The sequence below is a fragment of the Arthrobacter glycogeni genome (assembly GCF_054511155.1).
Genome location: NZ_JBTNDE010000009.1, coordinates 62,182 through 76,674 on the forward strand (window position 1 = coordinate 62,182; position 14,493 = coordinate 76,674).

Annotated in this window: 14 protein-coding genes; 7 read left to right on the plus strand and 7 right to left on the minus strand. The window is 62.5% G+C overall.

Features of this window, described 5'->3' with window-relative positions:
- Positions 1-237: 237 nt before the first annotated feature.
- Complete coding sequence (locus ACX80O_RS07980; RefSeq protein ID WP_459333110.1) at positions 238-1,908, minus strand: GAF domain-containing sensor histidine kinase; 1,671 nt, start codon at positions 1,906-1,908, stop codon at positions 238-240.
- A gap of 137 nt (positions 1,909-2,045) precedes the next feature.
- On the opposite strand from ACX80O_RS07980, the gene ACX80O_RS07985 reads away from it, so the two are divergent.
- A complete protein-coding gene (locus tag ACX80O_RS07985; RefSeq protein WP_459306503.1) occupies positions 2,046-2,495 on the plus strand; it encodes a pyridoxamine 5'-phosphate oxidase family protein in 450 nt (149 codons plus the stop codon).
- Here ACX80O_RS07985 and ACX80O_RS07990 read toward each other — a convergent pair.
- The 5 genes from ACX80O_RS07990 to ACX80O_RS08010 all read right to left on the minus strand — a co-directional run bounded on the left by ACX80O_RS07990 (position 2,446) and on the right by ACX80O_RS08010 (position 7,901).
- Entirely contained in the window at positions 2,446-3,369 is a 924-nt protein-coding gene (locus tag ACX80O_RS07990) for a universal stress protein (protein WP_459333111.1), read from the minus strand. The two genes, ACX80O_RS07985 and ACX80O_RS07990, sit on opposite strands and share 50 nt — an antisense overlap.
- On the minus strand, positions 3,308-4,429 hold the full coding sequence (locus ACX80O_RS07995) for an NAD(P)-dependent alcohol dehydrogenase (RefSeq protein ID WP_459333112.1): 1,122 nt from the start codon (positions 4,427-4,429) through the stop codon (positions 3,308-3,310). Before ACX80O_RS07995 ends, ACX80O_RS07990 begins: the two co-directional genes overlap by 62 nt.
- Positions 4,426-4,884, minus strand: coding sequence for a universal stress protein (locus ACX80O_RS08000; RefSeq protein ID WP_459306509.1), 459 nt, complete (start codon positions 4,882-4,884; stop codon positions 4,426-4,428). The genes ACX80O_RS07995 and ACX80O_RS08000 overlap by 4 nt, the downstream gene beginning before the upstream one ends.
- Positions 4,885-4,986: 102 nt before the next feature.
- Positions 4,987-5,433 (minus strand): DUF1003 domain-containing protein, encoded by a 447-nt coding sequence (locus ACX80O_RS08005; protein ID WP_459306511.1) that lies wholly within the window; start codon positions 5,431-5,433, stop codon positions 4,987-4,989.
- Positions 5,430-7,901 (minus strand): HAD-IC family P-type ATPase, encoded by a 2,472-nt coding sequence (locus ACX80O_RS08010; RefSeq protein WP_459333113.1) that lies wholly within the window; start codon positions 7,899-7,901, stop codon positions 5,430-5,432. The genes ACX80O_RS08005 and ACX80O_RS08010 overlap by 4 nt, the downstream gene beginning before the upstream one ends.
- A 204-nt stretch (positions 7,902-8,105) precedes the next feature.
- Here ACX80O_RS08010 and ACX80O_RS08015 point away from each other — a divergent pair, with 204 nt between their 5' ends.
- The 4 genes from ACX80O_RS08015 to ACX80O_RS08030 all read left to right on the plus strand — a co-directional run bounded on the left by ACX80O_RS08015 (position 8,106) and on the right by ACX80O_RS08030 (position 11,226).
- Entirely contained in the window at positions 8,106-8,570 is a 465-nt protein-coding gene (locus ACX80O_RS08015; protein WP_459333114.1) for an RrF2 family transcriptional regulator, read from the plus strand.
- A gap of 84 nt (positions 8,571-8,654) precedes the next feature.
- Complete coding sequence (locus tag ACX80O_RS08020; RefSeq protein ID WP_459306514.1) at positions 8,655-9,821, plus strand: globin domain-containing protein; 1,167 nt, start codon at positions 8,655-8,657, stop codon at positions 9,819-9,821.
- A 110-nt stretch (positions 9,822-9,931) separates the two neighbouring features.
- The gene (locus ACX80O_RS08025; protein WP_459306516.1) at positions 9,932-10,384 is read left to right on the plus strand and encodes a universal stress protein; all 453 of its coding nucleotides are present in this window, start codon (positions 9,932-9,934) and stop codon (positions 10,382-10,384) included.
- Positions 10,381-11,226, plus strand: a complete 846-nt coding sequence (locus tag ACX80O_RS08030; protein ID WP_459333115.1) for a universal stress protein — start codon at positions 10,381-10,383, stop codon at positions 11,224-11,226. Before ACX80O_RS08025 ends, ACX80O_RS08030 begins: the two co-directional genes overlap by 4 nt.
- A 16-nt stretch (positions 11,227-11,242) precedes the next feature.
- Here the strand turns inward: ACX80O_RS08030 and ACX80O_RS08035 are convergent, their stop codons facing one another.
- Positions 11,243-13,609: a phosphoketolase family protein gene (locus ACX80O_RS08035; RefSeq protein WP_459333116.1), complete on the minus strand. Its 2,367-nt coding sequence runs from the start codon at positions 13,607-13,609 to the stop codon at positions 11,243-11,245.
- 85 nt (positions 13,610-13,694) lie between these two features.
- Here ACX80O_RS08035 and ACX80O_RS08040 point away from each other — a divergent pair, with 85 nt between their 5' ends.
- Positions 13,695-13,931, plus strand: coding sequence for a PLDc N-terminal domain-containing protein (locus ACX80O_RS08040; RefSeq protein ID WP_459333117.1), 237 nt, complete (start codon positions 13,695-13,697; stop codon positions 13,929-13,931).
- 163 nt (positions 13,932-14,094) lie between these two features.
- Positions 14,095-14,490 carry an ArsR/SmtB family transcription factor gene (locus tag ACX80O_RS08045; RefSeq protein WP_459333118.1) on the plus strand — a complete coding sequence of 132 codons (396 nt, stop codon included), beginning with the start codon at positions 14,095-14,097 and terminating at the stop codon, positions 14,488-14,490.
- Positions 14,491-14,493 lie beyond the last annotated feature (3 nt).

Below are 14,493 nucleotides of genomic sequence, written 5' to 3' on the forward strand. Positions count from 1 at the left end.
TCGCCGTCGTCGTCGTCGCAGCCATCCTCCACGACCCCTCGCGCACGGCCCCGAGAGCCCGTTTCGGTGGTCAATCTGGACCTCGGTGCCCGACATTTCCGCCCGGATTGTCGACATTGACCCCCTGAGTCCAGATTGCTCACCGCCATGAGACGACGGGTGGTAGCGAGGGGAGTCCGGAGAGGTGCAGGGGCGACGGGAGCAAAGTGAATCTGGGGAGGTGCAGAGACAATGGGCTCAGGTGAGCGGCAGCGACACGTCGATCGCGGTGCCCTGGCCGGGTGAGGATTCGATCGTGACCTGTCCCCCGAGATCCTCCGCACGCTGCTGCATGTTCCGCAGGCCGCTGAGACGCCCGTTCTGCTCAAACCCTCGTCCGTTGTCCGCGATCCGCAGGTTGACACATTGTTTGCCGGCGGACAAGGACACCATGATGGTGGTGGCATATGAATGCTGCAATGCGTTGGAGAGCGCCTCCCGAACGATGGCTTCCACTTGGGCGGCGGTTGCTTCCCGAACGGCTGTGTCGAGCGGTCCAGAAAAATGGACGACTGGTTCAACCTCGGAGCCGTCGAGGACTTGACGGACCAACGCGAGAATCCGCGAACTGAGCGCTGCTTCACTGCGCGTTGCCGACTGGAGCGAGTAGATCGTATCCCGCAGTTCCTTGATCGTCGCATCGAGCTCAGTAGTCACCGAGGCTATGCGTGCAAGCGGCTCCTCGCCCACTACGTGCTTGCGGAGACTCTGGATACTCAGTCCAGCCGCGAACATCCGCTGGATCACGAGGTCATGCAGGTCACGCGCAATCCTGTCGCGGTCTCCGAAAACGGCGTCCTGTTCGCGCTGAATCTGCATCTGGGTCAGTTCCAAGGCCGTCGAGATTTGGGAGGCGAACGCTGCTGCCATGCGCTGGTCCACCGGCGAAAACGGCGGGTCGTCACGGGTCCGGGCCATGACCAGAAACCGGGCGTGAGTGCCCCTGTCTGTAATTCGCGTATAGATGGCGGCTTCGAAGACTTCGGCCTCCCGACTAGGCAGCACGTCGTGTAGTTCATGCCCATTCAGCACTGAAACGTCACCGAACTGAAGCATCATCGTCCGCAGGACAGCACCATCGCCCACCAGCCGCCCTCGAAGGTCATCGCCGTGCAATCCGAGCGCCACCTCGCAGTAGAGAGACTCGTCAGATTCCAACCGGGTCAGGATGAGCACCAGGGCCGATCCGGAAGCTGCCTTTGCGTGTTCCGCAACGAGTTCGACGTCGCTAAGGGTTCGATCGGGTGAGGTGTTCAACAGGGCACGGACGGCGTCCTGGCCGCACTCGAGCCACCGGGACCGGCGCGTCTCTGCTTCAAAGAGCCGCATATTTTCGATCGCGACCCCTGCGGCGGCCGCGAGAGCCACCGTCAGATCTTCGTCGGACTGACTGAAGTCGCCGCCGCCGTTCTTCTCGGTGAGGTAGAGGTTGCCAAACACTGTGTCACGCACTCTGATCGGCACGCCGAGAAACGATGTCATTTTCGGGTGCCCCGGGGGGAAACCAGACGCTGCCGGATGGTCTCGCAAGTCTTCGAGGCGAAGCGGCTTCGGCTCGCTAATGAGCGAACCAAGAACTCCATGACCCACGGGCAGCGCACCGATCCTGGCGATCTGGTCCTGGTCCAAGCCCACGGTGATGAAGTGGCTGAGGGCGCCGTCGGGACCGATAACGCCAAGAGCCGCGAACTTCGCGTCGACCAAACGACATGCGGCCGCCACCACTCGCTCCAGGACGGTCTGCAGGCCCTGGTTTTCAGCGATTGCCGCGAAGCCGGCGAGGAGGTGGTCCACACCGCCGTGGACGGTTGAGTTATGGAGAGGTCGGTCGCCGGGATCGGTCACCTGGGTGGTTGGTGCGGGACTCATTGTGCGACTCCAGTGAGTTGAACCCTGACCTTCAATTCCTGATGGTGCCGAATGTGAAGGCGCCTACACGCGCTAAGCCCTGCGGATTAGGTCTTCTGGCCCTAGTGGAACGGGACGTCCGACCATAGTGTCGGGCTATGGACTCCGAGACTACACCCACATCCGTTTTACCCGCCCACGCCTGTTGGGAGTTGCTGCGGGGTGCCGCCTATGGACGTCTGGCCCTGTGCATCGATGGGCAGCCGGAGATCTTCCCGATCAATGCGCAGGTCGATCATGGCACGCTGGTCTTCCGCACCTCTGAAGGATCCAAGCAGCGGGAAGCGGAGGGGGCACTGGTGGCGTACGAGGCCGACGGCGTCCTGGCCGACGGCTTTCGGGCCTGGAGCGTAGTGATCAAAGGACAAGCGTCGACCATCCAACGCACGGCTGAACTGATGTCAACCATTCACCTTCCGCTCCATCCGTGGGAGCCTGGGCGCAAGGACCGCTTCATGCGGATCGTGCCAGCAAGCATCACCGGCCGCAGCTTCGACATCATGCCTGCGCCTCCGGGACAGGAGATCCCGGCGGCGAGCGACGAGTAACCACCAGGGTGGGGCACCGTGGATTCAGCAGGAGGGTGTGGGTCACCGAGCCCAGCAGAATCCCGGGCCGCGCGCCACGCCCGTGCCTACCGATCACCAGCAGATCGGCGCCTGCTGCGTGAAACATCAGAGACTGCACTGGGGTCCGCTGGTCGTCGATCTCACGCACGATGGTCAGTTGCGGATACTGTTCCTTGACGTCTGCGAGCGCCGACGACCTCGAGTGCCCGGCTGGGTCGCCGGGCGTATCCGGGGCCTTCGCTGAAGTAACCACCGTCAGCAGTAGCCCAGATCGGCTGGCTTCGGCCGCGGCCACCCGCAGCGCGGCGTCGGATTCCAGCGAGCCGTCCACGCCAACCACCACCGTTCCGGTCCTGACGACGTCGGGAGCACCGTCGTCGTGCACCGCGCCGATGCTGGATTGGCGCGGAATCACCGCCACGGGTGCAGCGCTCCCCAGCGCCGCCTGCTGACCGACCGACCCAAGGTATTGACCGGTGTGTCCGTCCACGCGATCGGCCCCGACCACAATGAGCGAAGCGTCCTCAGAAAGGCTCACCAGCGCGTCCACAATGTCCCCGCAGTGAACGTTGGCTGTCACGTGCGCGTCAGGATACTCGGCGCACACCAGGCGGGATTCGTCGTCGAGTGTCTGCCGGGCCGCGGCAATCAGGCTCCCATAGGGGGTGCCCCCCGCCTCCACAGGTAGGACCAGGGATTGGTCGGGGATCGCGTGCAACACTGTGACGTGTTGTCCGGTGAGCAGACTACGCTGCACCGCCCAGCGCAGGAGTGGCGGCCCGGTGGCCCGGTCACGGAACGCGACAATAATGGGCCGCTCCGGTGCGAATAATGAGGACAGCGTCTCGATCACGTGGGGTTACCTTCGGTAGGCGCGTAATCCGGGACGATGACCGCGCGGCCGCGAAGAGTGCCGGCCGGAGTCGTTGATACGCGGCGGGTGCGTCGGATAGGGGAAATTCTTCGACTTCGACGTGAATCTTCCCCGCCCGCGCCAGCTCCACTACCTCCATCAGCTCAGACCTGGATCCGCAATACGGTGCGCGGGCCGCGGCATCCCACGGCGTGGAGAAGAATCCGACGTCAACCGTGCCGCTGCCGACGCCCACAATGGCAATCTCACCACCCGTACCGACCACCCGGGAGGCAAAGCCGGTGGTGATCGGCGCCCCCACAAAGTCGAACACCACAGCGGCGCCCTTCCCCCCGGTCAGAGAACGGATCTGCGCTTCGGCGTCCTCGCCGGGCGGCAGGGCGTAGTCGGCGCCGACGTCGATCGCCAGGGCAAGTTTCGGCTCTGACGTGTCGATGGCGACGATCGTTGCCGCACTCAAGGCCCGAAGAATCTGGACACCGACATGCCCCAGTCCGCCGACGCCGATGAGGACCGCCGTCGACCCGGGGACCAGTTTCGGCAAGCTTTGCTTGATGGCGTGGTAGGGGGTCAGCCCGGCGTCGGTGAGGGACACGCTGGCCGCCGGGTCGAGATCCCCGAGGGGTACGAGGTGGCGTGGGTCGTCGATCAGCAGGAACTCCGCCATCGCTCCCGGTGCACCAAGCCCCGGGGGCTGGATCTCCTGCTCAGCCGCGACCTCGCAGTAGTTCTCCTTGCCTTGGGCGCAGGTGTAGCAGCGGCCGCACCCCCACGGTCCGTACACGAGCATGGCGTCGCCCACCTGAAGGCCAGTGACACCGGCTCCCCAGGATTCGACGGTCCCGGCCCCCTCGTGTCCCAAGGTCAGGGGCAGGCCATAGCTGTACTGGCCCTCCGGCAGATCCATGATGAATTGGTCCGAATGGCATACCCCGGCGGCAGTCACACGCAGCAAGACCTCGCCCGGTCCCGGGACGGGAGTAGGAACATCGACCAGCTCGGGGGCCGCGCCAACCGTGCGGTACTGCAACGCCCTCACAGGCGTTCCTCCGGCAGTTCCCCTGTTGACCCCTCAACCACGAGCACCGGGCATTTGGCGTGTGCCACGCACGCGCCACTCACCGACCCCATCAGCAAGCCCCTGAATGTCCCGTGCCCTCGACGTCCCAGCACCAACATCACAGCGCCTTCCGCCGCTTTGACCAAACCTTTCGACGGGTGGGAAAAGAGCACCACCTTCTCCAATCCCTCGGGAGGATCCTCGCCGAAGGCCGTCTGCACCGCGGCATCAAGCTTCTTCTGGGTGATTTCCTCGAAGTTGTCACTCCCGAGGGGCACGTACCCTGCGTACTCCGGTGGATAGTCCCAGGTACTGACAGCCTGAATCACGGCGCCGAAGGGCGGCGTCAGTTTCCTGGCGAACCGCAATGCAGCAACAGATTGTTCGGAGCCGTCAACCCCCACGACGATGCGTGGCGTAGTGGGTGCTTCCATGATGTGCCTTCCCAGCGTCTGCGCCGCATGGTCGCAGCGGCTACCCTAGTCTCGCCCGCCAAGTTGGGCGAGCGTTAGGGTCTTTGTGCCCTTTCCGTGTCACTACCTTCGATAGTCTCCCGATTCCCTTCGTTCACCATCCGCTGTTGAGACACTCATCGCTTTCAGCTCACGAAGGATTTCGAGTTGTTCACGACTGATGGTGATGAGTAGCTCGATCTCTTCCTTTGACTTGAGATTGGTATCGAAATCGTGCTGAGCCATTGCAGCGGAAATCGCATCCTGTCTTTTAGCCGCAATCAAAAGAATCGCGCCCTGGAGTCCCGCCAGCATGGAAAGCAGGAGATTCAGGAGGATGTAGGGGTACGGGTCCCAGGCGTCGGCCATTAGTGCCCAGGTGTTGATTGCAGCCCAGACGAGCATGAAACCGATGAAGCTTCCAACAAAGGGCCAGCTACCCATTCCGTTCCGCAGGATATCGGCGGCTTGCTGGCCTGCAGTGAGCGAGGCCTTATGTCGATCGTGCCAGGTTCCCTCCTGATCGGTCATGCTCTGGACCCTGCTGTCGGCCCGTCGGGGTTGAGGCGTCGCCGATGGGAGCGAAACAGAAGTTCGATCGCTCCGGCTCCAACAACAGCGGCCAGCACAGTCGCCACCAGGTGGTCGCCGTCGGGCATTGTGAAGTCGAAGAAGTCCTTGAGCAGCGGTACCGAGATCACCAGACCGAGAGCGGCGTACATCACTCCGACGATCAGCACCCGTAAACGGTTGAGAGGACGCGAGAGAACAACCAGCACCCATAGCGCTATCAAGGCCAGAACCAGCGCCGAAGCTGTCCGCGTTTCAGCGGGCGTGCCAGATCCTGTGATGAGCGAGTAGGCGTTGATGGTAAGTACGGCGAGAGCGATGGTGAACCCAGCGGGTACGGCGAAGGATAGTGAGCGTTTCAGGAATCCGGTCCGGTAACGGCGGGTGTTCGGCATGAGTGCCAGGAAAAACGCCGGAATCCCGATGGTAATGCCGTCTGTGGCGGATAGCTGGCGGGGCAGAAACGGAAAGTCCCAGAGGAGAGCCCCGAAGGTTATCGAAAGAATTACCGCGTAGGAAGTCTTGGCGAGGAAAAGCATTGAGACCCGCTCAATATTGGCGATTACCCGGCGGCCTTCGGCGACGACGCCGGGGAGCCTATCGAATCGCCCGTCCAGTAAGATCAGCCGCGAAACGGCCTTGGTCGCGGCTGCGGCCGAGTCCATGGCGATGCCGATATCGGCCTCCTTGAGCGCCAGCGCGTCGTTAACTCCGTCCCCGGTCATGGCCACGACGTGTCCGCTTCGTCGCAGCGCCCGAACCATGTCCTTTTTCTGGGCGGGAGTCACCCGACCGAACACGGAATGCCGTTCCATCACTGCAGCCAGCTCGTCGGGATCGTCGGGGAGTTGACGGGCGTCGAAGCCGCCATCCGTGGATACACCAACCTCGCGGGCAACCGCCGCGACGGTTCGGGGGTCGTCCCCGGAGATGATCCGCAATTCGACCCCTTCATCCTTGAAATAGGAAAGGGTTTGCGCGGCGTCCGGACGGACCTGCTCACGAAAAGTGAGGACGACGGCCGGGGCGGGTTCGGGCGGAAGCACAGCTTCGCCGTCCAGGCTAACAACGGCCGTCTGGCGCACGTGGGCCAGAACAAGGGTACGAAGACCTGATGTGGCAAGACCGGCCACCAGTTCCAGCGCGCGTTCGGCCTGGGGATTCCCCCCGCCGAGGACAACCTCAGGGGCTCCCAACAGCCACGTCCCTGCCTCGGGGGTGCGGTCGGGGAAACTCACCGCGCTCCACTTCGTGGCGGAGGAAAACGGCACGGAGGAAAACGGTCGAATCGGGTCATCATGCGGGAAGGCTTCAGCCAGGCATCTGGCGGTGGTGTTGGCGTTCGGGTCTGCCCCAAACCACCCGAGCGCTTGCTTCCACCCTGCCCGCGGCTCGGCGTCGATCTCGTGGGCGGCATCGAAAACAATCTTGCCAACGGTGAGGGTGCCGGTCTTGTCCAGGCACAGCACATCAACCCGGGCAAGCCCTTCTACCGCTGCCAGCTCCTGGATGAGCACCTTTTGCCGGGCCAGGCGAACCGCACCCACAGCGAAAGCGACACTTGTCATGAGGACTAGCCCCAAGGGAATCATGGCGATTACGCTGGCGACGGCGCCGACCGCCCCTAGTCGCCAGCTTCCGGTGGCTACGGCCAGCTGCCAGCCGCCCTGGCTCTGCATCTGTCCGTTGATGACAATGGCCATGATGGGTAACAGTGCCAGGGTGATCCACCGGAGGAGCTGGTTGAGGCCCTGGCGGATCTCAGAGTGCACCAAGGAAAAACGCTTGGCTTCGGCAGTGAGGCGGCTCGAGAAGGATTGGGCACCCACCCTGGTAACTCGTGCCCAGCCTTCACCGCCGACGACGCTTGAACCGGAAAGCACTTCGGCGCCGACATCCTTTTCCACCGGTTCCGATTCCCCAGTCAAAAGCGATTCATCGATTTCCAGTCCGCTGGCGTCAAGAATCATTGCATCTGCGGCAACCTGGTCCCCGGCGCGAAGGACCAGGACGTCGTCCTGCACAACCATCGAGAAGTCGATGTCCTGAACGACGCCGTCCCGAAGCACCCGGGAGCGTGGAGCGTTGAGAAGTGCAAGGTGATCAAGAGACTTCTTGGCCTTATATTCCTGGATCACTCCGATCAGTGCGTTACCGACGGCTGCGAAACCGAAGAGAGCGTCCCGCCATTGACCGAGCAAAAGGAGCAGTACGAAACTCCCGGCGACAATCGCGTTGAACAGGGTCAGGACGTTGGCCCTGAAAATGTCCCACAGGCTTCGGCTGGATTGGTCGGGCGCCTCATTGGTCAGCCCAGCGTCGACCCGGACGGCGACGTCGGCGGCGGTGAGGCCCGGACCCACCGATTCCAGCGCCACAGGGACAAAGGCCCTGGCCAATTCTCTGGTCCCATTCTCAGGCAGAGACATCACTCGAAACAGGCGGCCAGGAGGACACGCGGTATCCCGGAGCGACCGGGAGGTGTGGACGTCATGCAAAAGCCTTCCAAACGTGGCGTGCAGGATTGCGGCAACCACCTCAGTGTGATGCGGAAGCCAACCCGGCGGAAGGGACTTTGGACCCCAATCGACGGACGTCAGGATCGCGGACCGGAACACATCTAGTGTTGAGGCATGAGGATCAATGCCTTCTCCGACGTGTGCCTGCGGGTGTTGATGATCCTTGCGTCAGCACCGCACGATGGGCTCCAGACCTCGCGAGTCATCGCCGCGGAGATCGACATCCCCTACAACCACGTGAGCAAGGCTGTGATCCGGCTGCGGGATCTGGGTCTGGTGGACGTCGTCCGCGGGCGTTCCGGCGGCCTGCGGATCAGTGAGGAAGGCAGACGGGCAACGGTCGGGGCACTGCTGCGGAGCCTCGACACCCGCAACGATGTTGCTGATTGCCGGACTCCCAAAGGTGACTGCCCGCTCCTTGCCGGCTGCGGCCTGCGGGTGACTCTTGCTCGTGCCCGGGATGCTTTTTATGCGGAACTGGATGGCGTGGTTATCGCTGACCTGGCAGGTCCGGGCCGCATCGGACCGGCATTCGTCGCCCTGCAGGATCTGACGACGCGGTCGCATCCGACCGCCTGAATCTCTGCAGAACATAGCCCGGAAAAAAACTGGCATTTGCCATGCTACTTTTGAAAGCAGTAGCCCTCAATGCAAGGAGCCGGAATGCTTTCGCACCAGTCACACCCCATCATCGAAGCCACACTGCCGCTGGTAGGCGAGAAGATGCCCGGTATTGCAACAAACTTTTACGCGCGCCTGTTCGCCGCCCATCCAGAGCTCTTTGATGGTCTGTTCAGCCGGTCAAACCAGAAGAACGGGACCCAACAGCAGGCCCTCGCCGGAAGCATTGCGGGCTTTGCCGCGCATTTGGTGAAGAATCCAGACAGTGCACCGGAAATCCTGCTTGCCCGTATTGCTCACAAACATGTCTCGCTGGGGATCGTGCCTGAACAGTACGACGTCGTCTACAAGCACCTCTTCGATGCCATTGCCGAAGAGCTCAGCGAGGTCATTACCGAGGAAATCGCTGCTGCGTGGACCGAGGTTTATTGGCTGATGGCCCACGCTTTGATCAAGATAGAAAACGGCTTGTACGCGGGTGCTGCGAGCGACAAGCCGTGGACGCCTTGGATTGTCCAAAGCAAGGAACCAGCAGGAAGCGACGCCGTCACGTTCACCCTCGTACCCGCTGACGACACCCCCATCACAGCTTCCCGACCCGGCCAATACATCGGGGTCAAGGTGATGATGCCCGACGGAATTCACCAGGTGCGCCAGTATTCAGTGGGTGCCGAGAACGAGCCGAATGTGAGAGTGTTCACCACCCGGCTCGATGCCGACGGTGAAGTGACACCCGTGCTCCATCACAGCGTCCAGGTTGGGGACCAACTGATGCTCTCGAACCCATGTGGCGACATTGTTCTGGGCGACGGCGAGCACCCCCTGGTCCTTGCCTCCGCTGGCATCGGCTGCACACCCATCGCATCGATTCTGCGATCCCTGGCCCAGAAGGACTCGCGCCGTGAGGTCCTGGTCCTGCACGCCGAAAGCAGCCTGGACAGGTGGGCTCTGCGGGAACAGATGAGCAGCGACGCGGCGAGCCTGGAAACCGCCGAGCTGGAGTTGTGGCTGGAACAACCGGCCGGGGATCACCATACCGGCCTGATGTCACTGGATGCCGTGACCATTCCACCCGACGCCTCCGTTTACCTCTGCGGCCCCCTGCCGTTTATGCGGTCCATCAGATCTCAGGCATTGCAATCCGGGGTGCCTGCGGAGCGAATCCACTATGAGGTCTTCGGCTCCGATCTGTGGCTCGCTAACGCCTGACGCCGGTACCACCGCCCTGCAGTCGTCGCATCCCGGGGCTTCACGAGCGCCTGCAGAATGCGGGACCAAAGCCCCTGTGACGCAGCAGGCGGTGGCCGCATGCTGGGTCAGTGGCTAATAAGTATATTGTCGTCGGAGTGGACGGGTCGCCGTCATCAATCCTCGCGTTGCAGTGGGCCCAACGGCTGCGCCCCGCCGTCGGCGCCAGCATCCGGGCCGTCGCGGCGTGGCAGATCCCCTTTTCCTACTACGAATTCCCTCCATCCGGCTGGGACCCAGAACAAGTCGCGGAAACAATCCTGGCGGGGGCTCTCGAGAAAGCCTTCCACAACGATCCACCCCGCGACGCCACGACCATAACCCGTCAGGGACCGCCAGCCCGGGTGCTGCTCGAAGAAAGCAAAACAGCGCAAATGCTGGTGGTCGGCAGCCGGGGACACGGCGGGTTTGCCGGCTTGCTATTAGGTTCGGTGAGCTCCGTCGTCGCCGAGCACGCGTCCTGCCCGGTACTCATCGCGCACGGCGCTGAATTACTGCCTTCAAACGAAAGCAACAACGAATGAAGCACAGCATTGTCGTTGGATATGACGGGTCGGATCAGTCACGCCTGGCACTTGAGTGGGCCGCGGCGCAGGCCGTACTGGAACACCGCGCACTGCACCTGGTGCACTGCTGGATCTGGCCTCTGATCACCCACGATTTGGGTCCGGTGGAGGGAGTCGCGGACAGCGGACTCAAGCATGCTGCGGAAACAGCTCTCGCCGAAGGCACAACGTTGGCGCGACAGCTTGCGCCAGAACTTCAGGTCCAGACAAGCCTCATCGCCGGCGTCGCTTCGGAGGTCCTTGCTCGCCTGTCTCAGGATGCACACCTGGTGGTTGTAGGTAGCCGCGGGCTGGGCGGGTTCCTGGGTCTGCTGGTCGGCTCGGTCAGCCTTAAGCTCGCGACCACTGCCCAGTGCCCCGTGGTGGTGGTGCGCGCCAAGGAGGCGCCCGACGGTCCGGTGCTGATCGGCATCGATGGGTCGGCCAAAAGCGAGACGGCGCTAGACGATGCGATCGCCCTGGCAACGCTGTGGAATGCACCCCTGAAGATCATGCATGTGAGAGACGACGTCCGCCTGTTCGGTCGTAACCATTCGTACCCGGGATCGGACGTGAGGGCTATGCAGATCCTCTCCGAAGGCGTGGTTCGGGCACGAGCGGCAGTTCCGGGCCTGGTTATCGAGACGGCACTGGTCACGGGCCACTCGGTGGCCGGCACCATCCTCGACGATGCCGGCTCCGCCCGCATCGTGGTGGTCGGCGAAACCGGACAAGGGAGGTTCGTTGGCTCGGTCGGGTCCACCGCACAAACAATTCTTCACCACGCCAAGGGAAACATCCTGATTTCCCGACGGCCCTGAAGCTGAGATTCAGCGCTTACGTCCTGGCCGTCCACTGCCAGTTCCTGACCTCCGGCAGGTCCTCCCCGGCGGTCCTGATGTATTGGTGGTGGGTGATCAACTTGTCCTTCAGCTCTTCCCGCACGTGGGAGGAGATGTCGCGGAGCCTCGGCACCCGGTCAATCACGTCGATCGCCAGGTTGAACCGGTCGATCTGATTCATCACACACATGTCGAACGGCGTGGTGGTGGTGCCTTCTTCCTTGTAGCCGCGCACATGGAAGTTGTTGTGATTCGTGTGGCGGTAGGTCAGCCGATGGATGAGCCAAGGGTAGCCGTGATAGGCGAAGATCACCGGTTTATCCCGCGTGAACACCGCATCAAATTCGAGGCTCGACAGCCCATGCGGATGGCTGCTCTGGTCCTGTAAACGCATCAGGTCCACCACGTTGACCACCCGGATCCGCAGGTCCGGGAAATGGGTGTGCAGGATTTCGACGGCGGCAAGGGTTTCCATGGTCGGCACATCACCCGCGCAACCCATCACGACGTCGGGCTCCTCACCCGCGTCCGAGCTGGCCCACTCCCAGATGCCGACACCCTTGATGCAGTGCTTGATCGCCGATTCCATGTCGAGGTACTGCAGTTGGGGCTGCTTGCCCGCGACGATGATGTTCACGTATTGCCGGCTGCGCAGGCAATGATCGGCCACCGACAGGAGCGTGTTGGCGTCGGGCGGCAGGTAGACCCGGATAACGTCGGCCTTCTTATTGACCGCATGGTCGATGAACCCCGGATCCTGATGCGAAAACCCATTGTGGTCCTGCCGCCAGACGTGGGACGTCAACAGATAGTTCAGGGAAGCGATCGGACGACGCCAGGGGATGTCGTTGGTGGTGGTCAGCCATTTGGCATGCTGGTTGAACATCGAGTCGACCACATGAATGAACGCCTCATAGCAGGAGAAAAACCCGTGCCTGCCGGAGAGGAGATACCCTTCCAGCCAGCCTTGACAGGTGTGTTCGGACAGGATCTCCATGACCCGGCCGTCGCGGGCCAGGTGATCGTCGCCGGGGACCACCCCGGCGTTCCAGGTCCTGTCCGTGGCCTCAAGAACGTTGTCCAACCGGTTCGAGTTGTTTTCATCTGGCGCGAAGACCCTGAACGACTCCATGTTCCCCGTCATGACGTCCCGGAGGAAGGTCCCCAGCACTCTGGTGGATTCGCCGGACCCGGTTCCGGGCGACGCGATCGGAACCGCGTATTCCCGAAAATCGGGCATCTGCAGGTCACGAAGGAGGATTCCTCCGTTGGCATGAGGGTTGGCGCTCATCCTCCGCGCCCCCTCAGGGTGGAGGCCGCGGATAGCGGGGACAGGGGCGCCGTCGTCGTCAAATAGCTCTTCCGGGCGGTAACTGCGCAGCCACTTCTCGAGAACTTCCCGATGCGCAGGGTTTTCGCGCGCCCCACTGAAGGGCACCTGGTGGGCACGCCAGGTACCCTCCACCTTGACCCCGTCGACGTCGGCGGGGCCGGTCCAGCCCTTCGGCGAGCGCAGCACGATCATGGGCCAGAGGGGACGGTCGGTGTCGCCTTCAGCGCGCGACCGACGCTGGATGTCCCGGATCTCGTCGAGGCAGCCATCCAGCACACGAGCGAAGTCCTGATGCATTTGTTCCGGGTCAGAGCCTTCAACGTAATACGGGGTGTGCCCGTACCCGCGGAGCAGCGCATCCAATTCCTCGCGGCTAATCCGCGCCAGGACCGTGGGGTTGGCAATCTTGTAGCCGTTGAGGTGCAGGATCGGCAGGACTGCACCATCCCGGCGGGGGTCAACGAACTTGTTGGAATGCCAGCTGGCCGCGAGCGGTCCGGTCTCAGCTTCGCCGTCGCCAATGATCGCTGCGACCGTGAGGTCCGGATTATCGAACGCTGCGCCGTAAGCGTGGGAGAGAGCGTACCCCAGCTCTCCGCCCTCATGGATCGACCCGGGCGTTTCCGGGGCGACGTGACTGGGAATGCCGCCGGGGAAGGAGAACTGGTGGAATAGTCGTCGCATGCCGACGGCGTCCCCGGAAACGTCCGGGTACGTTTCGCTGTAGGTGCCGTCAAGCCAGGCTGCGGCAACGGCCGCAGGCCCACCGTGACCGGGTCCCATGATGTAGATCATGTCCAGGTCACGCGCCATGATGGCCCGGTTGAGGTGTGCGTAAATGAAGTTCAGTCCGGGAGTGGTCCCCCAGTGGCCCAGTAGCCGGGGCTTGATATGCTCCGGCCGGAGAGGTTCCTTAAGGAGCGGATTATCCATCAGATAGATCTGCCCCACCGACAGATAGTTCGCTGCACGCCACCAGGCGTTGAGGTTCGACAGTTGGGCAGGATTCAGGACCGGCTGCTGGCTCATGGTTTTCAGCCTGTGGCCAAAGCAAGCCAGATTCCAGTGCCAAAAGTCCCTAATTTACTTACCGTCCGGGAGCTACGGTGAGCAAATGAACACCACGGTCAGCAGGAGGACATCCCGCAAATGGAACGACCTTACTGACCGGCAAAAGACGTTGACCCTGGTGCTGGGTTCCATTCAGCTCTCGCTCGCCGCCACCGCCTGGGCGGATCTGGCGAAGCGGTCCCCTGCCCGGGTGCACGGATCCAAGCCTGTGTGGTCCGCGGTTATCGCAGTCAGCTTCTTTGGCCCGGTGCTCTATTTCGTCAAGGGCATCCGACGCTAAGCGCCGACACCCTCACCTCGCCCCACCCCACCCCACCCTCACCGACGGCACCGCGCCACATTCCCGTCGCAGTGCATCCTTGAAGCTGGTCGGCAGTTTCCCTTTCCTGCTTTCCTGTTGCATGATAGAAACATCAAGTAATCAAATAGTAGGATGAGTGACGATGGAGAACGACCTTCGAGTGAATAAAGTCGATGACTTCCGGGTGCCCCTTTACGAGGTCAAGGCGAATCTCTTCAAGGGCCTCGCCCACCCTGTCCGAATCAGGGTCCTGGAGTTGCTTTCCGCAGCGCCCGAGGTGTCTGTGTCGGAACTGCTGACCGCGACAGGACTGGAAGCCTCGCACCTATCACAGCACTTGTCTGTGCTGCGTCGCTATCAGCTGGTGAAATCCGACCGGCGCGGCCTTCAGCAGTTCTATACACTGACTAGCCCGCTGGTGGCCGAACTGTTGGCCGTTGCCCGCGGACTCCTCGAAGGAGTGCTACAAACAACCAAACAGAACCTTGAACACGGAGCATCCACGGTCAATCCCGTACCGGCAGGCAGTGCCGGGTGAATG